We start from the raw sequence: 20940 nt of genomic DNA, 5'->3' as shown, positions 1-20940 counted from the left end.
GATGGAAAGAACAATGAAAGATTTCGGATCAATCTTGGACGAGTGGGACAAAATAACCGGAAAGCCCTACGGGAAAAAGCAGATTAAAAAAGACGAACATTCAAATAAAAAAACTCAGGGAGTCAAGGCCAAGGAAGATAATTCAAAAAAGATCAATCCTATGGAGATGTGGTTAAGAAGATATGGAGTCCACGATAAGGATGCTCAAGAAGCCATGCACAATATCGATTATGCCAAGCAACGGAAAATGTTGCGAGAGATGAGATGTGAAGATGAAATAGATCTTCACGGCATGACCTGCGATGAAGCTGAAGCCGCTTTAAATGTTTTTTTTGAAAATTCCATACGTAGGGGCTTAAAGAAAATTTTAATTATTCACGGCAAGGGGAATCATTCAGGCGGCGGAGCCGTCCTTGCCCCCTTTGTCCGCATCTATCTTGAAAAACATAAGAGGGCAGGCGAGTGCGGCCATCCGAAAAATGCCGACGGAGGAACCGGCTCTACATGGGTAATCCTAAAATAAGGCCCCGGAGTTCCGGTCAATGCTCTTTAATTCTTCTTTTGATAACTGCCTTTTTACGGCGAGCTCTTTTGCCTTTGTCTGTACAGTTACGGGATCGCCCGTAGGAGTTGTTTCGCCATAGATCTGCACGATGGGAAATCTCGGATCATCGGGGTTTACATCTATTACCTTGGCTATTTTGCCGTTAGAAAGATGTACATACATTCCGACAGGATAAAAGGACAAAGAATAAAGCAGGGCTTTTAAGATAGTTTCATCATATTGTCCGTTTGTATTTTTTATCATTTCGACAATTCCGGATGAAGCATCTTGAGCTTCTTTATATGGGCGGGGAGCCGTGGCCGCCTCGTATGAACATGCTACGGCTATGATTTTGCCGTACATCGAAATTTTCTCTCTCGTAAGCCCCCTCGGATATCCGAGTCCGTTTTCTCTTTCATGATGCTCCAAAACGCCTAAGCATATGGGCAAAGAAAAAGAAGAGGTTTTTAAAATATTATAGGATAGAACAGGATGAGTAAACAAGGCTTTTTTGCCTTCTTCGCTTAAGGGTGCATCATACATATAATATTGAGGCGGAAGCCTGAACATACCTATTTCGTGCAAAAGACAGGCGGCTCCAAGTTCTATAAGCCTATGAGGCGGCATTTTAAGCTGAAGTCCTATAATAACGGCAAAAATTGAAGATCTCAAAGAATGCATAACCAAATAATTTGTCGGAGAGCTGTATTTTTGCATTTCGATGAGCATGATATTTTTTCTTTCGTTTTTTACAAAATCGCAAAGTTCCTTTATTTTATCAAAAACAAAGCGCGGATCCAGAATTTTTTTCATCGTATAATCGGTAAAAATTTTATCGGTAAACCTTAAAAAGTCCCAGAATTTATTTTCCGTTTCTTCCAGAATTTCCTTTTGTTTTTTTAGTTTTTCCGAAATTATTTCGCTTTCCTTGCTTGAGTCCAGAACATCTTTTCCTGCTGAAGTATCGGTTCTTACACTCATAAAACTTGAAGGTTCCCCGTCAGAATAAAGGAGAGAAAAGTCCCATTCGTTTAAAATAGCCTTTAGTTCGGCGGTAAGCGGAGTTTCCGGAATTAACAGCAAAAATTTCTTATCTAAATAGACATTTTTATTAAAAAATGATAAATCTTTTGTATGTTCTGCATTATAGGTATTCACTTATTTGCTCTCCTGTAGTACAATATATATATACCATTATAAAGGATTTTATATGAAATTAAAAGTACTATTTATTATTTTTAATATCGTCCTAATTTTTTTATTATTTACCGTTTTTTTTCTTCCTTTGTTTTATGCTGACGGTTCATTTATGAGAGAATTTTGGAAGACAAACTGGTTTTTCGGGCCGGTATTTTTGATTCTTATTTTGTTCGTAAATATAATGTTTGTAAACAACAGGCTTTTAATCAAATATATAGAATCCGAAGATTGGTCATCCCTTGCCTCTATGCTAGAGGTAAAAATCTACACAAAAAAACAAATAAGTTACAAAAACTCAAGGCTTTTAGCCGAATCCCTCCTCCTTTTAGGTGATTTTGCCTCAATGAATAAGTTTGCAGACTTTTTAAAAGAACATAAACCAAGTTATGTATCAAAACTTGGTCCCAAATTTGCGGCAGCTAAGATGATTTCGGGGAATTACCAAGATGTTTTTGAATTTACCTCCTATTTAGCCGGCTTAAAAACAACATCAAATGAATGGATTGAGTTTTATTCGGCTCTTTCCCTTCAGATGATGAAAAATTATGAAAAAAGTGCCGCCTTATTTACTAAGGTTTCTGATACTGCAAAAAATCCCTTAGTTAAGAGCTTAAGTACTTATTTTGTTGTTAATGTTTTAAAAGGATATTCTCATCTAAGCGATGAAGAAACAAAAGAAAAAGATCTTTTGTTGCGTTCAATTATGAATAAAAACTATACGCGCGATTCATGGAAGGCCTACATAGAGTCAGAAAAACAAGAAATACATATAATGATTTTAACAAAGATAATAGATGATGTTACAGCTTGGCTCTTCTTCTAAATTCATCAAAAATTATGCTTAATATAAATGAATTTAGAAGATATTTTAGAATTTGACAGAGCCTGAAAATAAATTATAGTCCAGTTCTTGGAAGTCTTCCAAGACATCATCCGGATAGGGCGGGGTTTTACCTCTTTTTACCCTTTCCATTGCCGATTCCCAAAGAAGAAGGGAGTTTGTATCAAGGCTTTCTTGTTCTTCCAAGGCCATACTGCGGTAAGGGTGCTTGTGAAGAGGAATATTTCCTGCCATAGCATGGTTTAAGAGCTTCCAATTAGAATGAATTAAATCCCTTACATTTCGAAAAACCTCATCCCTTGAGTCTAAAAACTTAAGCTCATATCGGTTTTTTAAGCCTGTTCTATCTTCTTCATAAAAGGCCTTGACCTTGGGATTATTTGTAATAATAAGTCTTTGATTATTTGTCTGTGAATCTTTTTGCATATTTGTGTTTCGGAATTAAAAGTAAAGATAAAAGGGCAGCTTGAGCTGCCCTATTTTATTGCTTATTTATACTGACTTGCGTCGTAGGGGAGACCCTTGTTGTAATCTTTTAAGATCTTAGCAACGGTTCCGCTTAATAATAGCAAGGCTATAAGGTTAGGTATAACCATAATTCCGTTAAAGAAGTCCGTCAATTCCCAAACCAAGTCGATCTTAAGCAAGCTTCCGATAAAGATAAAGATAACTACTAGGAGCTGATATGGGATAAGTCCCTTTGTTCCGAATAGGTATCTTATGTTTGTTTCGCCGAAGTAGTACCAGCCGATGATTGTTGAGAAGGCAAAGAAAAGAAGACAGATAGCGATGAAAAGGTAGCCGAATGTGGGTCCGAATAAGTGCTGTGAGAAAGCTTCCTGAACAAGCTTGATTCCCTTCATAGTAGCTTCACCGTTTTCAAATTTTATAACGCCTGAGCTTAAAACGGTAAATACAGTAACGTTTAAAACGATGAAAGTATCGATAAATACTGCAACAATACCTAAAACACCCTGTTCTACCGGGTGTTTTACATCAGCAACAGCGTGGGCATGAGGTGTAGAACCCATACCTGCTTCGTTGGAGAAAAGACCTCGTGCAACACCATATCGTACTGCACGTCCCATTCCGAAACCGAGGGCACCGCCCCAAACAGCTTTCGGATCAAAGGCTCCCTTGAAGATCATGGCAAACATTGCGGGGATCTGTCCTGCGTTGATAATAACAACGATAAGACCGACTACAATGTAAACGATAGCCATAAGAGGAACTACTTTTTCTGTAACTGAAGCAATTCGCTTAACACCGCCCATGAAGATAACACCCGCGATAACTGCAAGAACTGCACCGGTAATCCATGTGGGAACGTGGAAGGCGTTTTGGAAGGCATCGGAAATAGAGTTGGCCTGAACCATATTACCCATAAATCCGAGAGCAAGAATGATTGCTATGGCAAAGAATCCGGCAAGGAATTTTGCAAAGCCGTCTCCGACCTTGTTCTTTAAACCTTCTGAAATGTAGTATGCAGGACCTCCAACTGTCTGGCCGGAGTCATCCTTGGTTTTGTAGATCTGAGCGATAGCAGCTTCTGCAAAGTTTGTTGCCATACCGGCAAGGGCTGCAAGCCACATCCAGAAAATAGCTCCGGGACCGCCCATGATGAGGGCTGTCATAGCACCTACGAGGTTTCCTGTTCCAACCTGTGCAGCAATAGCTGTTGCAACAGCCTGGAAAGAACTCATACCGTGCTTTCCTGCTTCTTTACCGCTTAATGAAAAGTTGCTGAAAAGACGCTTCCAGCCGCTTCCGAATTTTGTAAACTGTACTCCACCTAACCGGATTGTAAAGAACAAACCGGTACCGCATAGAAGCGGAATGAGGAAGTAAACACCCCAAATAAATCCGTTAGCCGAAGAAACTAGGCTTGTAAGATTTTGTAAAAATTGTTCCATAGTGCGATTACACTCCTTTTACGCATATAGCGATATAACTTGTTGAACATTTTAAACAAGCGGCTTTAACTATACAATCAAAATTGCAACTTGTCAAGATATTGATGTATAAAATAAAATACTTTTATATAGAATTCTATCTGCAGAAATGGGGCCTAATATAGCTCACTCTCTATGTTCACTTTTTTATATTAAAAGACTTGACTTTGAACGCTTTTTTTGTATAATGTAAGATATGAAAAGAAGATATTTTCAAATTATAAAACTCATGCAAAAAGATATGGATATCTCTCAAAGAGATATAGCTAAGACCTTAAAAATATCGTTGGCCTATGTGAATAAAATTTTGTTCGATATGGAGCATGATAATTTTTTATATACCGAAGGGGTTCCGCCTTTCGGAAAAAAGAGGCTTACCGAAAAGGCTTTAAATGCCTTTGAAGAGTGCAGGGTTGATAATGCTATAGTTATGGCTGCCGGTTTCGGCTCACGCTTTGTTCCCTTAACCTATGCAACTCCTAAGGGCTTGTTGGAAGTTTTCGGCGAAAGAATGATCGAAAGACAAATTGAACAATTGCAGGCTGCCGGCATTAAGGACATAACCATAGTTGTAGGCTATCTAAAGGAAACCTTTGAATATTTAATAGATAAGTACGGCGTAAAGCTCGTATATAATCCCGATTTTAAGAGTAAAAATAATCTTTCCACCCTTTACCATGTAAGAGAGAAATTAAAAAGTACCTATATTCTTTCAAGCGATAATTGGCTTAGGGAAAATATGTATCATTCCCATGAGTATGATTCTTGGTATTCGGCCGTTAAGGTAACAGGTAAAACAAAGGAGTGGATTTTAAAAACAGGCTTACATGATAAAATCATGGATGTAAAGGTTGGCGGCCGAAACGGCTGGGTTATGTACGGTCCTGTTTATTTTTCAAAAGAATTTTCCAGCAAGATTCGGCCCTTGATTGAAGAAGCCTATAAAAGTGAAGATACAGATGATTGGTACTGGGAAGATGTTTATATGCGGAATATAAAAGAACTCACCATGTTTGCAAACAAACAGGGAGAGCATCAGGTATACGAATTCGAATCTCTTGACGATATCCGTCTCTTTGATTCATCCTATCTTCTTTCATCCCATGATAAATGGCTTGAGCTTATCTCAAATGTATTTAAGCGTCCTGAGCACAGTATCACAAATCTAAAGCCCTTAAAATTCGGAATGACAAATAAATCTTTTTTGTTTGAAGTTGAGGGGGAGGAGTATATTTTTAGAATACCGGGGGAGGGAACTGAAGCCCTTATAAATAGAAAAGAAGAGTACGATGTTTATAAGGCTATTTCTTCTTTAAATTTAAGCGATTCGATTATTTACTTCGATCCCGAAAAGGGAGTAAAGATAACCAAGTTTATTCCCAACTCGCATAATGCAGAAGCCCGCAATCCTGAAGATTTAAAAAAATGTATGAATGTTGCCCGCCGCCTGCATGAGTCAGGCTTAAAAGTTGACCATTCCTTTGATCTCCGTGAGCGGATGAATTATTATGAAAGGCTTGCACAGGAGAAAAATGGTATTTTCTATCATGACTACCATGAGGTAAGGCTTTTGATGAATGAGCTTTTGGAAATAATCGAAAAGATTGAAAAACCTCATGTTTTAAGCCATATAGATCTTGTTCCTGACAATTTTATAATCAATGAAAATGATGTGCATTTAATTGACTGGGAGTATGCGGCTATGTGCGATCCTCTTATAGATATAGCTATGTTTGCCATATATTCTTATTACGATAATAAGGAGCTTGAAAATCTTATGAACCTTTATTTTGAAAGACCTGCAAAAGAAGAAGAAAGAATTCGTATCTATTGCTATGTAGCTCTTTCAGGCTTTTTGTGGGCTCTTTGGACTTGTTATAAGGAAGCCCTGGGCGTGAGTTTTGGGGATTACGGTTTAAAGATGTACCGATATGCAAAGGATTATTATAAAAAAGTAAAGGAGATTATCGATAATGAACACTGAAGATGAATTAGGAGTAAAGGCTCTTGAATTAAAGGATAAAAACGAAATCGACTGGCTTATCACTGTGTTGCCCCTTGCAGTAATAATCTGTTTGACGGTCCTGGTTTTGTTTTTTCCTGTAGAGTCGATGAAGGCTGTAGATGCTCTTTGGTATGTTTTTGTAAATAAGTTAGGCTTTTTTTATATTCTGCTAGGCTTGGGCCTTGTTTTTACAGCCATAGGTTTAGCCTTTTCCCGCTTCGGAACGGTAAAGCTTGGAAATATGGAAAAACCACGTTACGGGAATTTTGCTTGGGGTTCTATGATTTTTACCTCGACTATGGCCGCCGATATTCTTTATTGGTCGCTTATAGAGTGGACATACTATTTTGGAGAAAGCCCCTTCGGTCAGGCATCGCTTTCTCTTGCAGAAAGGCAGGATTGGGCCGCGGCTTATCCCTTATTTCATTGGGGGATAACGCCATGGGCCTTTCACATAGTCCCTGCCGTTGCCTTTGCCTATATGCTTCATGTCAGGGGTAGAACAAAGCAAAAGCTATCGGAAAGCTGCCGTCCGATTTTCGGAGATAGGATTGACGGCCCCATAGGAAAGATGATAGATGTTTTTTCAGTAATAGGACTATTGGCAGGGACGGCTACAACATTCTCGCTTGCGACGCCTCTTTTGTCCTTGGCAGTGTCTACTATTTTTGGAATCCCTCAGGGAAAGATTTTAACCCTTGCCATTCTTTTGATAATAGCTGCGGTATACACGGCTGCCGTTTTATTGGGTTTAAAGGGAATCTCACAGCTTGCAAAGATTTCGGTTATTTCTTTTTGCGTTCTTTTAGGATTGGTTTTTATAGCCTCGCCTAAAATATACATAATCGAAACAAGCATAACAGGAATCGGAAAGGTTATCCAAAACTTTTTTTCCATGTCTACATGGATGGACCCTTTGCGTATTTCGGGAGAGGGCGGATCCGGCTTTCCTCAAAACTGGACAATATTTTATTGGGCTTATTGGATAGCATGGTTTGTTGCAACTCCATTCTTTATAGGAACAATTTCCGAAGGCCGCACAATAAAAAACACCATCATAGGAGGCCTTATATGCGGTATTGCAGGAACTTATTGCTCTTTTATAATACTCGGAAATTACGGACTTCATTTGCAGGCTCACGGAATTTTGGATGCCGCTTCTGCCATAAAAGATACCGATCCTTCTCATGTTATCCTGCAAATTCTTAATACACTCCCTTATGCAAAACTTGTTTTGGGGGTGCTGATAATTACTATGATAGCCTTTTATTCCAGTACATTTGATGCGATTACTCTTGTAATAGCTTCCTACTCTCAAAAGAATTTGGAAAAACATGCCGAACCTAAAAAAGGCTTGCGTGCTTTTTGGGCTATAGTTTTTATTATGCTGCCTGCAGCCTTAATACTTGTAGGTACCAATTTAAACCAGCTTCAAAGTCTTTCTATCATAGCAGCCTTTCCTTTAGGGATTATAATAATACTGATAGTTATAAGCCTTTTTAAAGAACTTAAGCACAATGGGGGATATAGGTAAGATATGCCTGATTTTTACGCACATTATATGCATGGACAAAAGGTTTTTGCCCTATTGTCTGAAAAGACGGCCGCAGAAATTTCAAATAAAAATTTATACAATCTAGGTTTGCAGGGGCCCGATTTTTTATATTTTCATAAGCCCTTTAAAAAGAACAATAATTCTGTTTTGCAGCTTGCAACTGAGATTCATAATAAAAACTGTAAAGATTTTTTTGATGCCGTATTGAAGGATATAAAAATTGAACCGAATACCGACGAGTTTTCATATATGATGGGTTTTATCGGTCATTTCGGCTTGGACAGCTGCTGTCATCCCTATGTAAATGATATGGTCTCCGAAATGAAAAGAGATCATGCAGAGATCGAAATGGAATTTGAAAAATTTTTGCTGAAGCATGAGGGGCTTCATCCTCTTAGGTACAAGGCTCATAATTATATAGATATAAATGAGAAAGAAGCAGAAGCCGTTGCCAATATTTACAAAGGGCTTTTACCCTCTATAACGAAAGAAGATATTTTACGTTCATTCCGTACATTTAAGATTGGTAAACGCTTTTTCTATGCACCTACAAGACTGTCACAGATTTTAAAACTATTATTGATTAGCGTCTTAGGTCTATATAATTTTTTGCAGGGGCATATTATTAGAACACGGGATAATGCCAAAAGTAAAATCACAAATCAAAAGCTTTTTTCTCTTTATAATAACTCGATAGAAATCACTGCCGGGTTAATGGAAAATTTTGCTGCAAGCATTAAAGATAATAAGCCGTTTTTAGAACGCTTTAATTATAATTTTTCTTAAAGAGATTTATTGTTTTTTGTAATCTCTTCTTTTTTATATAATGCTTCTTGTGCATACTTTATTGAAGGAATAGATTCTGCCAGCTTTGAGTAAAGATAAAATGCCTGCTCGTTGTTCCCGTTTTTTAAAAGCGAGTCTGCAAGGTTCATAAAAGCTCTCCAAAAATTTTGTTGCTCGGCCCACAAAACCACATCCTGTCTTCTATGAAGACGGTGAAGCAGATTTGCAAATTCGGTATATTCGTAGTTATAGTCATCTTTTGATATAACTTCATCAAGATTTGTTATGGTTATTATTGAACCCAGAACTGCCGTTGCAAGAGCTCTTCTGTTTTTGCCTGCTTCCAAATAAATGTCCGTTAAATCCATGTAGGCTTTTAAAGCTATCGGATTTTTATTTCTGTAAAGCAAAAAGAATTTTTCGGTTGTCTTTTCTGAAGTTATTGTTTTGATCATTGCTTGAAGCGGATCGCTTTCCAAATTTGTGGTTCCGTATATCGGATCTTCTGTTAAAACAAGTAAAAGATATTTTTCTTGTTCATCATACCTGTGTAAGAGTTTTGATGTGTCTGCAAGAGAATAGATTATGTTGAATCTTTCATCAGGGATTTCCAAAAACATACGTGCATTCCAAGCCTCTTTATAGTAGTGCATGGCTTGTTCATAGTCTCCTTCTGCAAAATAAATTTTTCCTGCCAAAAAATCGGTTTCCGGAAAGGCCTTGCGTTTTTCAAGCCAAGCCATCAGTTTTGAAATAGACTTATCAAAAAATACGGGAGGATGAGTTAAAAAAATATCATCCAAAATTTTACATGCATCGTAATCTTCTCTTTTATTTAAAATTGCATATACATCCGAAATATTGTCGCCTTCCAGTTTTACTCTTTTAGGTTTTAAGGAGTTGAACATATGGTTATATTTTTTTTCTGTCCGGGCCTTGTGTAGATCCCTGGCCTTATTGGTTAAATGGAGGGCAATACCGAACTCTCCTTTTTCTATTTGTATTTTTGCCTGTTCTAAAAGATGCCAAGGTTTTTCGTCTTCATCTATCGTATCCAAAGAAAACAAAACGGCCGAAAAATAAAAGATCAAAAATATAATAAAAATTTTCTTTAGTTGTTTTTTCATAAACTTTGAAGCTCCTCTTTAAAGGCCGTATCTACAGCCTCGATTTTTTCTTCTTCGGTTAAATTTTTTAAATCCAAACGCTTAGTTATTGATCCGTGTTTAAATATGATAACGGAGTCTTCCGCTCCGGTGATTCCAAGGTCGGCATGTTTGCCCTCTCCGGGGCCGTTTACCACACAGCCCATTACGGCAATGCTTATGTCTTTTTTTTCGGACAGGAGTTTTGTCTGCCAGCGTTTTACAAAACCTTGAACATCAAAGCCCTTTCTTCCGCATCGCGGACAGGATATGAGTCTTATTCCTCCCTGCCTTTTGCCGCATTCGGTTAATATTTCTCTTCCGGCGATGATTTCATTTTCGCATGAGTCTGAAAGGCTTACTCTTATGGTGCTACCTATGTTTTGCTCCAAAAGCCGGTAAAATGCTATTGTGGTTTTTACGATACCTTGAATAAGAGGGCCTGCTTCAGTAACGCCCAAATGCAGAGGATTATCGAATTTTTCGGCAAAGATTTCGTTTGCCGTAATTGTTTCGCGTACATTGGAAGCCTTCATAGATACAACGGCATTTTTAAAACCGGCTTTTTCAAATATTTCTATTTCTCTTGCCGCAGCCTCGGTTAGAGCTCTTGCTCTTAAAACGGAAATTTCATCTTCAAAGGCTCTTTTATCCTTATCGGGGTGCCTGCTCATTTTTGCTTCTTCTATTTGCTTTTTTAAGTCTGAAGGCAGAGACCCCGAATTTACTCCTATACGGATTGCGGTTCCCGTATCCTTTGCTTTTTGTATAACGGCTTCGGTCTTTTCTTTTGACCCGATATTTCCTGGGTTTATGCGTATTTTTGCCGTGTTCCCGTCCATGCATCTTAGGGCCAGCTTATAATCAAAATGAATATCCGCCACGAGGGGCATCGGAGTCAATCGGGTGAGTTTTACAAACTGCTCTGCGGAAGCCATGTCGGGAACGGCAAAGCGTACTATATCGCAGCCTAATTGCTCGAACTCGTTTAATCTTTTTGCGATAGAATGAAGATCCGCACCCAAAAGGCTTTCTTTCCACATGGTCTGAAGCAAGATTGGGGAAGTCCCGCCGAGAGTAAGTTTTTTAACCAGTCCTTTTCCGCCTATATGAATTGTACGCGGTATTTTTATAGAGTTCATATCAATCCATTATCGGCAGAAAAGTCTCTTTGTTTAGGTATTTGTTTTTAAGGTCTTTATACCTTGAATTTACTAACTTCTTTTACCAGAACATCAATGCTCATCTTATTTTTTTGGCTTATGCTGTTTACATCCTGTACGGCATTGCTTATCTGGATTGCTCCGGCAGCCATTTCATTCATACTGTCGGTAATTATACGTGTAAGACCGTCTAGCTTTTGCATTTCGCCATAGACATTTTCACCGCCTATCAGCATCTCGGACGAGCCGTCATTGACCTGATTTGTAATGTTATTTATATCTCTTATTGCTGTGAGAACCTCGCGGCTGCCGTTTTCCTGTTCACGCATCGCATCAATGAGGCTTTGACTCATTGATTTTACCTGATCTGAAAGATTGAAAATCGTATTGAATTTTTCTTCCGCTGTTTTTGCAGAAGCGGACAGGCTGTCTATTTCTCCTGAAAGGATTTTAAGGGTTTCGGTGATTGTTTTGCCTTGAGAGCTTGATTCTTCGGCAAGTTTTCTGATCTCGTCCGCAACTACGGCAAAACCCTTTCCGGCCTCGCCAGCATGGGCGGCTTCTATCGCTGCATTCATGGCCAAAAGATTTGTCTGGCTGGCTATGTGCTGAATAACATTTGATGCCTCAAGTAAGCCGCCTGATTCTTCCGCTATTCTTTGAGTTACGGTATTGGCTCCTGAAACCGTTTCTTTTCCGTCAGCAGTAGCTGTTGCGAGTGTTTTTATGACATCGTTTGTCTTGTCAAGAGTTTGGGTGATTGAGGCTATGTTTGAAACCATTTGCTCAATAGCTGATGATGATTCGGCGACGCTTGCAGCCTGACTTTCAATATTTCCATTCAGCTGTTTTATCGTTCTGATTATTTCTTCAATGGTTGCAGCCGTTTCGGTAACACTTGCAGCCTGAGTAAGAGCCTGTTGTTTTACGCTGTCAATGTTCGCACTTATTTGATGTACGGCACTTGCAGTTTCGGTCATATTGCTTGCAAGGTCTGAACCTATGTTTCTCATATCTGAGGCACTGTGCTCTACAGATTTGATTGAGGTTCCAATCTTACTTATTGTTTGATTAAAATATTCGGATAGCTCGGTTATCTCATCATTTCCTGTAACCGGAAGCCTGATGGTTAAATCTCCTTCTCCTTGAGCAATATTTTTTAGTGCGTCAACTACGGTTTTTACAGGTTTTACCATTTTTTTTGCAACAAAAAAGACTATTATAAGACTCAAAAATAGGATACTCAGGCCTATACCGAACATTGAAAACTGTAATTTGTCTACAGTGTCCATAAACTCTTCAATTGGGGCATTTATTACAACGGTCCATCCGGTGTTTTTCATCTTGGCATAAGAGGCAATTTTGCTTATTTTTCCGTATTTATAATATCCGATGGATGGCTTATCTTGTTCTATAGCGAGTTTTTCAAATTCTGCAAGTGAAGTAAATGATTTATCGGTTTTTGCTTTTTCTTGATAGTTTTGCAGATTATATACAAGCTCAAAGTCATTATGAGCAATAATGTTTCCTTTTAGACCCAGAATATAGCAGTAACCGGTTTGGCCTACCACGATATCGGCTATATCCTTTGAAAGCTGCTGCGCCATAACATCGGCTCCCAAGACTCCGATTAGATTTTTATCGTCATCATATACGGGGATGGCAAAGCTGATAAAGATTTTATTGTCGGCTGTAGAATCAATGTAAGGTTCTGCAGAAAATTCTTTTTCTTTTATGGCTTCCTTAAACCATGTATCCTCTGAATAGTCATCCTGTGTACCATCGGGATGATATTGAATTCCTTTTTTATCGACTATGTATAGCTCCTCCAAAAGATCATGAAACTTTAGCTCTTGCTTGAGCAGGGCACTTTTTTCGCTATATGAAATAGAAGCATCTCTGATTTGAGGAATTCTTGAAATTTCTTCAAGAATTTTAAAGAATCCTTCGATCCTCTCATCAATGAGAGCAGCAGTGTCCGAAGCCTTATCTTTTAGATGAATTTCAACTTTTTCGGTTACAGCTTTTCGTGCAATGCTGACACCTAAAAATGCAAGAGTAAAGCCGATTACTAAAATCAAACTTCCAAAAACAAGCAACAATTTTTTCCTAATAGAAAAACGTTTTTTCATAAAAGCTCCGTTATTATTAAATAGATTTCGTATTAGGCCTATAAATTAACAACCGAGATATAGACAAATCCATATCTCGGTAAAGGTCTTAGTACATTATAAGTATATCATAGGTAGATTTGAAATACAAGTTTTATTTTAAATTTATTCTAAAACGGTTTCGGCCTTGGCTTGAGGATTTTCTGCCTTTTCCAGTTTGCCGATTATCCATGAGTCTTCTCCGGCAAGGGAGCGGTATTTTTCGGCCATGTCGGGGGAAACAACGGCTATCATTCCGATACCCATATTGAAGACCCTGTACATTTCGTCCTCGCTTGCTCCTGTCAGTTTTTGGATTAAAGGATAAAGGGGCGGCACGGGCCACGAGCCTTTTTTTACCTTTATAACCAGTCCTTCGGGAATAACCCGCGGAATGTTTTCGATAAAGCCGCCGCCCGTGATATGGGCAAGGCCTTTTACGATTTCGGGATGCTCCTGCAAAATCGGATAGATTGCATTAAGATAGGAGCGGTGAGGCTTTAGCAAAACCTCATGTAAGGGGACCTTTAATTCTGGATAGACAGTATTAAGATCCACGCCTTTAAAGGCGTTTCTAATCAATGAGTAGCCGTTTGTATGGGGGCTTGCCGAGGCAAGACCTATGAGAAGGTCTCCTTCTTTTATGTTTTGTTTTGGTAAAATCTTGTCTTGGTCTACTGCTCCGACAATGGTTCCGGCTATATCGAATTCTCCTTCCATATAGACGCCCGGCATTTCGGCGGTTTCTCCGCCTATGAGGGCACAGCCCGATTCTTTACAAGCCTTTGCCATGCCTCCCACTATGTCGGCAATCATCTGCGGATCCAATTTTGAGCTTGCGACATAGTCCAAAAAGAAGAGGGGTTTTGCTCCCTGGACGAGGATGTCGTCAATGCAGTGGTTTACTATGTCTTGGCCTATCGTTGTATAGATACCGGCCTCTGCGGCAATTTTTACCTTTGTGCCGACCCCGTCAGTTGAGCCTACGAGGACAGGCTTTTTCATTTTAAAAAGCTCTTCGGTGCCGAAAAGCCCTCCGAAGGAGCCTACATCCGAAAGCACGGATTTATTAAAGGTTGACTTAACTGCTTGACTCATAAGGCGGACAGCTTCGTTTCCTGCATCAATGTTTACGCCTGAGGCGCTGTAAACCGAGCTCTTGTCTTTTGATTGCTCTTGGCTTTTATCTTTTGTTTCGTTCATTTTCTTTTTTCCTTTTTATTTAGTTTATTTAAATGCTAATTTTGAGTTTATTTTAAATGTTCCAGTCCGCGTTTTGCAATATCCTTTCTGTACTGCACCCCAGGAAAGTTTATGGTTTTTATTTTTGCATAGATCTTATCCATAGCCCTTTGTAAACTCTTATCGTTTGAGCTTATGCAAAGCACTCTTCCGCCTGCGGTAAAAATTTTTCCGTCTTGAAGGGCGGTGCCCGCATGTATTACGCTCACCTCAGACGAGCTTTCCAGTTCGGGAGCGGACAATTCTACAGGCTTTGATGAGGAAAGAGGGTAGCCTTCGCTTGCAAGCACTACCGTTGCCGCATAGCCTTCCTTCCATTTAGGCATTGCCGTTTCGAGCCTTCCTTCCGCGCAAGATTTCATAGTTAAGGCGAGGTCTCCGTCAAAAAGCTGCATCAAAACTTGAGTTTCCGGATCGCCGAAACGGCAATTATATTCAAGAACCTTGGGGGCAAAGCCCTTGCCTTCCTTTGTGAGCATGAGGCCTGCATAGAGGACTCCGATGTAGGGGGTGCCCCTCTTTTTCATTTCTTTTATAATAGGAAGAATCGTAAGCTCTGCATATTTTTGAGCCGTCTCGTATGAACAAATTGGGGCAGGGGCATATGCACCCATTCCGCCTGTGTTGGGTCCCTCATCATTGTCCTTTAAACGCTTGTGATCTTGAGAGGGCGGCATTACGGCTATCTTTTCTCCGTCCGAAAAGGCAAGGATGGAAACTTCTTCTCCTTCAAGGCGTTCCTCGATAACTACCTTGTCGCCCGATGAGCCGAATTGTTTTTTTACCATTATATTTTTAAGCTCGGCGATGCCTTCTTCTTTTGAGGCAGGGAGGATGACGCCCTTTCCCGCAGCAAGCCCGTCGGCCTTGATGACAAAGGGATGGTCTAAGCCTTCGATGTAGGTCCTTGCTTTTTCAAAATCCGTAAAGGATGAATATCTTGCAGTGGGGATGGAAAGGAGGCTCATCATTTCTTTTGAAAAATCTTTGGAGGCTTCCAATCGGGCACAAGCCTTTGAAGGCCCGAAAAAGGCAATTTTCTTGTTTTGCCTTTTCGCTTTTTCTTTTATAAGGTCTTCAAGGCCTAGACACAGAGGAACCTCGGGCCCTGCAATTACAAGGTCTATTGAAGAGCAAAGAGCAAAATCGGCAAGACCTTCGATGTTTTCGGCCTTTATCGGAACATTTTCCCCCAAAAGAGCCGTCCCCCCGTTTCCGGGCGCTATAAAAAGTTTACCGAGCGAAGGGGATTCTTTTAGCTTTAAAGCTATAGCGTGTTCCCTTCCTCCCGATCCGATAAGCAGTATGTTCATCTTTTCCTCCAAAATAAGGCACTGATGTTTTGAACTTTTAGTATATCAAAATAAGGAGCAATGAGCAAGGGGCGTGAAAAAGCAAAAAAACGCACCCTTACGGCATAGCCTAAAAGATGCGTTTTTGTAAATAATTTAAGGTTTTAATTTAAGAGAATTAATTTTTTTCCCCTGTGAAAGTTCCTTTCTCGTCAGAATTTGTGTACCAAGAACCGGAAACTTGTTTGAGTTTAATTTCTCCTTTAAATTTTATAGTGCTATCGCCGTTTTCCATGGTAGCGACTCCTGAAAGTATTCCTTTTTCGGTGACACTTCCTTTTGCGTGGTATCTGAAGCTGCCGGTATCAAAAATGCCTGAAAAGCTTCCTGAGGCATCTATCGTTCCTGACCAATTTCTTGTATATGTTTTATTAGTAAAAGTACCGCTATAATTTCCGGCATATTTTTTTATATACCATGACGTGGGGCATCCGGTCAAACTAAGCACAAGTGTAAATAAAACCAATGCACTGAGAATTAAACTTAATCTTTTTTTGTTCATAGTAAATTCCTTTTTACTTCTTCTTTCCTGTGAATACACCTTGAGCTCCTTCGTTTGGCATTTTCCATGCACCTGCAACATCTGCTACATTTATTTGAGCTTCAAATTCTATTTTAGTATAGAGAGTGCCTTTTCTGGTAGCAGAGCCTTTAAGTTTACCTATCTTACTTACTTCCCCTGTCATAGAATATTCGGCAAGAGTATTACTACCACTTTCATTTATTGTCATGTTACAGGTTCCTGAAAATGCACCTTTTTTATCGACTGTTCCTGACCATGTTCCTGTTAAGTCGCCGGTTATTGTTCCTTCATAGTTTCCTTGATATGCTTTGTAAACAATATCACATCCGGCTAGGCTTAGTGTAAATGTAACCAAAACCAATGCACCAATAACTAAACTTAATCTTTTTTTGTTCATATTAAACTCCTTTCTGCAAGATTTTGCAGATTTTACATATCTATAATAACATAATAGAGATATTTGTACAAGGGCAATAAAGCGGTATATCAAGAATTTATAGAGTTTATAATTTTTTGTAGTTTCCTCTTCCTAAAAATTGTATAAAACCCTTATCTCTTAAATATTGAAGCTGCTGTCTTAGTTTGTCTTTGATAAAATTATTTTCGGGATGCTTTAATTTCAACTCTTCTTCAAAGGCGTATATTTGACTTAAGGAAAATTCCGGTGAATTTATTTTTTCGATACAGGTTATAGTATCAAGAAGCCAGCCTCTGGATTCAATATTCTTCTTTTTTAGAGTTTTGATTTTTGCATATTTTGTTATTATTTCTTTGGAGTCTGTTTCTATTTGATTTTTTATTATAAATATTTTTCCTGAGTCGGGAATACGGGAAATATCTATATTGCATCCTACCCATCCGGCCCGTCTTGCCTTATTTGATAGAGGTCTTCGTTTTAAAATAATGGAAGGGGTAAAAAAATGATTCGGTATTAAAATGAAATTTGAAACCTCATATTCCTTATATGTCAGAAAAAGAAAGTTCGGATTTTTGGAAGATGTTATTCTTTCAATCATTGTTGTGTAGGCTCCGTCCGTAATTATATTCGGGAGTTTTCCGGAAGAGCTTTCTTTGCTTTTTAGCTCAAAATCCGATTTACAGTTTTTACAGAAAAAATCTCCGGCCGGATAGTTATTAGGGTATGCCTCGATTTTGGATTTCCCGCAAATGGGGCAATTAAAATTTCTTAGGACCCAGTCTTCGGTTAAAACTCTTATCTTTTGAGAATTACTGTGATAGTTTTTTATTAAAGAAAGATCAAACCGGTATATCATAATTGTCTCAAATAACTTTCTACTAACTCGTTCTATTTCCGGATTACTCCCTATCAAACACATCCTTCACCGTTTCTTTTTGAGCTTTCTCTTTTGCTTTTTCGTAGTCGCCTTTAAAAATAAACAAAAGGGAGCCTAGGTTAAAGCCTATATCGCAAAAGAAAAGGGGCTTCCTATCGGCATATCTAAAACCTGTTCTTGCACTTACAAGTTTTGATTTTAGAGGATATTTTCTCCCGGCAAAGGGATAGATTTCTTTTGTAATTGCAAACTCCAAGCCTGCATTTATTTGAAAGCGTGAAATGGTTACGGGATCGGCGGCATGAATACTTGTAAAGAGATTGAGTTCAAGGCTGTCGGATATGTAATTTAAGGTATTATAGCTTAATTCTGCATTTACTAAGGACATTATAAAAAGCCCTTGCTTAAAAAAAGCTGAGCCTTTAACGGATTCTCCATTGACTTTTTCTATTTCTTTATTGTCTCCTTTTATATCCATATAAAAGGGGTTCAAGGATAAGTTAAAGCCGGAATCCAAATCCTTAAAATAAAACTTAAAGGCAGAAATATTCAGATTGAAGGCTGCCTTAGGTTTTTGTGTTTGGAAAAGTCCTCCAAGTTTTACATCTCCTAAGGACCAATAAGAGCTAAGCTCAAAGGCATAGGAGGTGAGGGGGAGGCACATAAGAATAACGACAACTAGTTTTTTATACATCTTATCTTTTTATAGAATACTTATATTAAAACTAAAAAAACGATATTTTTTAGTTTTAATATAAATTATTGTATTATAATCTCACTTGTACATGGTACCTGATTGATAATAGTATTCCTTACAGGGCAACGAAGTTCGATATATTCTATAAATTTTTTAATTTCTTCTTCAGTATTATCTGCTAACACAGTGACTTTAGTATGAATACTTTTAAAAATCAAGGGTAAGCAATTATCTACCTTTTCCAAGGCTCCTATATCGCCCTCCATTTCAAATATTATATCTTTAAGATTAATACCGAATTGCTCAGCAAAAATCCAAGCATTTATACATTTACATGCTCCTAAAGATGACAGAAGAGCTTCAACAGGATTCATAGCTAAATCTGTTCCTCCGGCTTTTATCGGTTCATCCAAAAGCATGGTATGATTACCGGATTCGCATTTCATTCTAAATTTTTCCTCTTTTCTTACTCGAGCTTTAAAAATTGACATAAAACCTCCATAAATAATATAAATATTTATTCAGGATAAAAGCAGGCACATAAGTGACCATGGGCCAATTCTTTTAATTCCGGAATTTCTTCTTTGCATCGTTGTGTAACTTTCGGACATCTTGTATTAAAGCAACATCCTTTTGGCGGATCGTATGGGTTAGGGATATCTCCTTTTAAAATAATTCTATTTTGTCTCGTTTCTGTACTTGCGATGGGAACAGCAGATAAAAGAGCTTTTGTATATGGATGAAGAGCATTTTTAAATAACTCGTCTCGTTCTGCCAATTCAATTACATTTCCAAGATACATAACTGCTATTCTATCACTAATATGATTTACTACACTTAAATCATGAGATATAAAAATATATGTTAAACCTTTTTCCTCTTTAAGTTTTTTCATTAAATTTAAAACCTGTGCTCTTACTGAAACATCGAGTGCTGAAACGGGTTCGTCGCAAATCACCAGTTCCGGATTCATTATTAAAGAGCGAGCGATTACAATTCTTTGCCTTTGGCCTCCGGAAAATTCATGCGGAAAACGATTTAAATATTGTGATCTAAGGCCTACCTCTTCAAGCATTTCTATAGCTTTATCTTGCCTGTGTTTTTTATTTCCTTCTTTGAAAACATTTAGAGGTGCTGTAACAATATCTCCAACAGTCATGCGCGGATTCAATGAGCTGTATACATCTTGAAATATAATTTGCATTTTTTTTCTCAGCTCAAACATCTGTTTATTATTATATTTTAAAATATCATCACCCTTATATAATATTTTTCCGCTTGTTGTAGGCAATAGGCGGAGTATAGTTCTACCTAATGTACTTTTGCCGCAACCTGATTCTCCAACTAAACCAAGAACCTCTTTGGGTTTGACTTTGATATTCACATTATTTACAGCCTTTACTGATTTAGGGTGCCAGTTAAAAAGGCTCCTTGATTCAGAGAAATGTTTGTTTAAATTTACTGTTTCCAGTAGGTATTCAGAGCTCATTTTTATCCTCTTTTAAATTACTGTACAAAAAACATTTTACCCAACCATCTTCAAGATTGTATTCCTGCGGCTCATTTTTTGAACAGATATCCATCCTATTTTTACATCTTGGATAAAACCTACACCCTTTAGGCATATTCCCCGGGGTTGGTACAATTCCTTCAATCGACGGCAAAAAAATCAATATGTTTGTCTACAGGAGGTACTGATTTTAGCAATCCCTTGGTATATGGATGTTTTGGGGAGTTAAAAATTTTTTCTAAAGTATTATATTCAACTGCATGACCTGCATATAATACAAGCACTTTATCAGCCATCTCTGCTACAACACCAAGATCATGTGTAATAAAAACAATGGCTGTCCCTCTTTCTTTTCGTAATGATCTCATCAAATCAAGTATTTGAGCTTGTATAGTAACATCTAAAGCTGTGGTAGGTTCATCTGCGATTAAAAGCTTTGGCTGACAGGCTAATGCCATTGCAATCATAACTCTTTGCCTCATGCCTCCGGACAATTGGTGTGGATATTCATCCAATCTTTTTTCCGGATTTGGAATTCCAACGTCTTTTAACATTTTGAGCGCTTCAGCTCTGGCAGCCTTTCTTTTCATCCCCTTATGTATCATATATGGTTCAATCAGCTGTGATGCAACTGTTTTAGTTGGATTTAAGGAGGACATGGGATCTTGAAAAATCATGGAAATATTATTTCCTCGAATTTCGCACATTTCATCTTCGGTAAGAGTTGTTAGTTCTTGTCCATCCATGATAATATGCCCACCGGATATTTCCCCGTTTATTGATAATAATTGTAAGATTGACATTGCGATAGTGCTTTTACCGCATCCTGATTCCCCAACAACACAAAGAATTTCTCCGTTTTGAACATCGAAAGATACTCTATCTACAATTGTAGTGTATCCTTTTTTTTGTGCAAATCGTACGGTTAATTCTTTTACGGATAAAAGTTTCGGCATTTGGTTCCTTTTGTTGAAGTAACA

The 20940-nt window shown here is 38.2% G+C and carries 19 protein-coding genes and 1 pseudogene; 5 read left to right on the top strand and 15 right to left on the bottom strand.

Going from position 1 to position 20940, the window contains the following annotated elements; all coding sequences use genetic code 11:
• Window positions 1-13 precede the first annotated feature (13 nt).
• A complete protein-coding gene (locus E4O00_RS07790; protein ID WP_253676830.1) occupies window positions 14-523 on the top strand; it encodes a Smr/MutS family protein in 510 nt (169 codons plus the stop codon).
• Here E4O00_RS07790 and E4O00_RS07785 read toward each other — a convergent pair.
• Window positions 515-1702 carry an HD-GYP domain-containing protein gene (locus E4O00_RS07785; RefSeq protein ID WP_253676829.1) on the bottom strand — a complete coding sequence of 396 codons (1188 nt, stop codon included), beginning with the start codon at window positions 1700-1702 and terminating at the stop codon, window positions 515-517. The two genes, E4O00_RS07790 and E4O00_RS07785, sit on opposite strands and share 9 nt — an antisense overlap.
• Window positions 1703-1754: 52 nt before the next feature.
• Between E4O00_RS07785 and E4O00_RS07780 the strand changes: the two genes are divergently transcribed.
• Complete coding sequence (locus E4O00_RS07780; RefSeq protein WP_253676828.1) at window positions 1755-2567, top strand: hypothetical protein; 813 nt, start codon at window positions 1755-1757, stop codon at window positions 2565-2567.
• A gap of 45 nt (window positions 2568-2612) precedes the next feature.
• Here the strand turns inward: E4O00_RS07780 and E4O00_RS07775 are convergent, their stop codons facing one another.
• Window positions 2613-3011: a GrdX family protein gene (locus E4O00_RS07775; RefSeq protein WP_253676827.1), complete on the bottom strand. Its 399-nt coding sequence runs from the start codon at window positions 3009-3011 to the stop codon at window positions 2613-2615.
• 62 nt (window positions 3012-3073) lie between these two features.
• Window positions 3074-4498 carry an alanine/glycine:cation symporter family protein gene (locus E4O00_RS07770; protein ID WP_253676826.1) on the bottom strand — a complete coding sequence of 475 codons (1425 nt, stop codon included), beginning with the start codon at window positions 4496-4498 and terminating at the stop codon, window positions 3074-3076.
• A 235-nt stretch (window positions 4499-4733) separates the two neighbouring features.
• Between E4O00_RS07770 and E4O00_RS07765 the strand changes: the two genes are divergently transcribed.
• From E4O00_RS07765 to E4O00_RS07755, 3 genes are read left to right on the top strand one after another with little or no spacing between them, the layout of a single operon-like run.
• The gene (locus E4O00_RS07765; RefSeq protein WP_253676825.1) at window positions 4734-6521 is read left to right on the top strand and encodes a phosphotransferase; all 1788 of its coding nucleotides are present in this window, start codon (window positions 4734-4736) and stop codon (window positions 6519-6521) included.
• Window positions 6511-8076, top strand: coding sequence for a BCCT family transporter (locus E4O00_RS07760; protein WP_253676824.1), 1566 nt, complete (start codon window positions 6511-6513; stop codon window positions 8074-8076). The genes E4O00_RS07765 and E4O00_RS07760 overlap by 11 nt, the downstream gene beginning before the upstream one ends.
• Window positions 8077-8079: 3 nt before the next feature.
• Window positions 8080-8883, top strand: coding sequence for a zinc dependent phospholipase C family protein (locus E4O00_RS07755; protein ID WP_253676823.1), 804 nt, complete (start codon window positions 8080-8082; stop codon window positions 8881-8883).
• On the opposite strand, the gene E4O00_RS07750 is transcribed toward E4O00_RS07755, so the two are convergent.
• The 12 genes and pseudogenes from E4O00_RS07750 to E4O00_RS07690 form a co-directional block, all read right to left on the bottom strand.
• Window positions 8880-10010 (bottom strand): tetratricopeptide repeat protein, encoded by a 1131-nt coding sequence (locus E4O00_RS07750; protein ID WP_253676822.1) that lies wholly within the window; start codon window positions 10008-10010, stop codon window positions 8880-8882. The two genes, E4O00_RS07755 and E4O00_RS07750, sit on opposite strands and share 4 nt — an antisense overlap.
• On the bottom strand, window positions 10007-11170 hold the full coding sequence (gene ispG / locus E4O00_RS07745) for a (E)-4-hydroxy-3-methylbut-2-enyl-diphosphate synthase (protein ID WP_253676821.1): 1164 nt from the start codon (window positions 11168-11170) through the stop codon (window positions 10007-10009). Before ispG ends, E4O00_RS07750 begins: the two co-directional genes overlap by 4 nt.
• 56 nt (window positions 11171-11226) lie before the next feature.
• Entirely contained in the window at window positions 11227-13323 is a 2097-nt protein-coding gene (locus E4O00_RS07740) for a methyl-accepting chemotaxis protein (protein ID WP_253676820.1), read from the bottom strand.
• A 144-nt stretch (window positions 13324-13467) separates the two neighbouring features.
• Complete coding sequence (gene purM, locus E4O00_RS07735; RefSeq protein WP_253676818.1) at window positions 13468-14544, bottom strand: phosphoribosylformylglycinamidine cyclo-ligase; 1077 nt, start codon at window positions 14542-14544, stop codon at window positions 13468-13470.
• A 47-nt stretch (window positions 14545-14591) separates the two neighbouring features.
• A complete protein-coding gene (purD, locus tag E4O00_RS07730) occupies window positions 14592-15896 on the bottom strand; it encodes a phosphoribosylamine--glycine ligase (protein ID WP_253676817.1) in 1305 nt (434 codons plus the stop codon).
• A gap of 157 nt (window positions 15897-16053) precedes the next feature.
• Window positions 16054-16437: a hypothetical protein gene (locus E4O00_RS07725; protein ID WP_253676816.1), complete on the bottom strand. Its 384-nt coding sequence runs from the start codon at window positions 16435-16437 to the stop codon at window positions 16054-16056.
• Window positions 16438-16450: 13 nt separating this feature from the next.
• The gene (locus tag E4O00_RS07720) at window positions 16451-16855 is read right to left on the bottom strand and encodes a hypothetical protein (protein WP_253676815.1); all 405 of its coding nucleotides are present in this window, start codon (window positions 16853-16855) and stop codon (window positions 16451-16453) included.
• Between the two features lie 106 nt (window positions 16856-16961).
• Window positions 16962-17732: a DpnI domain-containing protein gene (locus tag E4O00_RS07715; RefSeq protein ID WP_253676813.1), complete on the bottom strand. Its 771-nt coding sequence runs from the start codon at window positions 17730-17732 to the stop codon at window positions 16962-16964.
• A 43-nt stretch (window positions 17733-17775) separates the two neighbouring features.
• Complete coding sequence (locus E4O00_RS07710) at window positions 17776-18447, bottom strand: hypothetical protein (protein WP_253676811.1); 672 nt, start codon at window positions 18445-18447, stop codon at window positions 17776-17778.
• Between the two features lie 65 nt (window positions 18448-18512).
• Window positions 18513-18941 (bottom strand): OsmC family protein, encoded by a 429-nt coding sequence (locus E4O00_RS07705; RefSeq protein ID WP_253676809.1) that lies wholly within the window; start codon window positions 18939-18941, stop codon window positions 18513-18515.
• Window positions 18942-18967: 26 nt separating this feature from the next.
• Entirely contained in the window at window positions 18968-19939 is a 972-nt protein-coding gene (locus E4O00_RS07700) for an ABC transporter ATP-binding protein (protein WP_253676804.1), read from the bottom strand.
• Window positions 19929-20916: pseudogene (locus tag E4O00_RS07690) on the bottom strand (ABC transporter ATP-binding protein). Before E4O00_RS07690 ends, E4O00_RS07700 begins: the two are co-directional and overlap by 11 nt.
• Window positions 20917-20940: the final 24 nt, after the last annotated feature.

The organism is Treponema sp. OMZ 788, from assembly GCF_024181245.1.
GTDB lineage: Bacteria > Spirochaetota > Spirochaetia > Treponematales > Treponemataceae > Treponema_B.
The sequence above is the reverse complement of the archived record's forward strand: the minus strand, read 5'-3'. Positions and strand labels throughout refer to the sequence as shown.

Excerpts from the sequence above, each read along its gene's own strand:
- E4O00_RS07790 (WP_253676830.1), top strand. The coding sequence starts at position 14 with ATGAAAGATTTCGGATCAATCTTGGACGAGTGGGACAAAATAACCGGA.
- E4O00_RS07780 (WP_253676828.1), top strand. The coding sequence starts at position 1,755 with ATGAAATTAAAAGTACTATTTATTATTTTTAATATCGTCCTAATTTTT.
- E4O00_RS07775 (WP_253676827.1), bottom strand. The coding sequence starts at position 3,011 with ATGCAAAAAGATTCACAGACAAATAATCAAAGACTTATTATTACAAAT.
- E4O00_RS07770 (WP_253676826.1), bottom strand. The coding sequence starts at position 4,498 with ATGGAACAATTTTTACAAAATCTTACAAGCCTAGTTTCTTCGGCTAAC.
- E4O00_RS07765 (WP_253676825.1), top strand. The coding sequence starts at position 4,734 with ATGAAAAGAAGATATTTTCAAATTATAAAACTCATGCAAAAAGATATG.
- E4O00_RS07760 (WP_253676824.1), top strand. The coding sequence starts at position 6,511 with ATGAACACTGAAGATGAATTAGGAGTAAAGGCTCTTGAATTAAAGGAT.
- E4O00_RS07755 (WP_253676823.1), top strand. The coding sequence starts at position 8,080 with ATGCCTGATTTTTACGCACATTATATGCATGGACAAAAGGTTTTTGCC.
- E4O00_RS07750 (WP_253676822.1), bottom strand. The coding sequence starts at position 10,010 with ATGAAAAAACAACTAAAGAAAATTTTTATTATATTTTTGATCTTTTAT.
- ispG (WP_253676821.1), bottom strand. The coding sequence starts at position 11,170 with ATGAACTCTATAAAAATACCGCGTACAATTCATATAGGCGGAAAAGGA.
- E4O00_RS07740 (WP_253676820.1), bottom strand. The coding sequence starts at position 13,323 with ATGAAAAAACGTTTTTCTATTAGGAAAAAATTGTTGCTTGTTTTTGGA.
- purM (WP_253676818.1), bottom strand. The coding sequence starts at position 14,544 with ATGAACGAAACAAAAGATAAAAGCCAAGAGCAATCAAAAGACAAGAGC.
- purD (WP_253676817.1), bottom strand. The coding sequence starts at position 15,896 with ATGAACATACTGCTTATCGGATCGGGAGGAAGGGAACACGCTATAGCT.
- E4O00_RS07725 (WP_253676816.1), bottom strand. The coding sequence starts at position 16,437 with ATGAACAAAAAAAGATTAAGTTTAATTCTCAGTGCATTGGTTTTATTT.
- E4O00_RS07720 (WP_253676815.1), bottom strand. The coding sequence starts at position 16,855 with ATGAACAAAAAAAGATTAAGTTTAGTTATTGGTGCATTGGTTTTGGTT.
- E4O00_RS07715 (WP_253676813.1), bottom strand. The coding sequence starts at position 17,732 with ATGATATACCGGTTTGATCTTTCTTTAATAAAAAACTATCACAGTAAT.
- E4O00_RS07710 (WP_253676811.1), bottom strand. The coding sequence starts at position 18,447 with ATGTATAAAAAACTAGTTGTCGTTATTCTTATGTGCCTCCCCCTCACC.
- E4O00_RS07705 (WP_253676809.1), bottom strand. The coding sequence starts at position 18,941 with ATGTCAATTTTTAAAGCTCGAGTAAGAAAAGAGGAAAAATTTAGAATG.
- E4O00_RS07700 (WP_253676804.1), bottom strand. The coding sequence starts at position 19,939 with ATGAGCTCTGAATACCTACTGGAAACAGTAAATTTAAACAAACATTTC.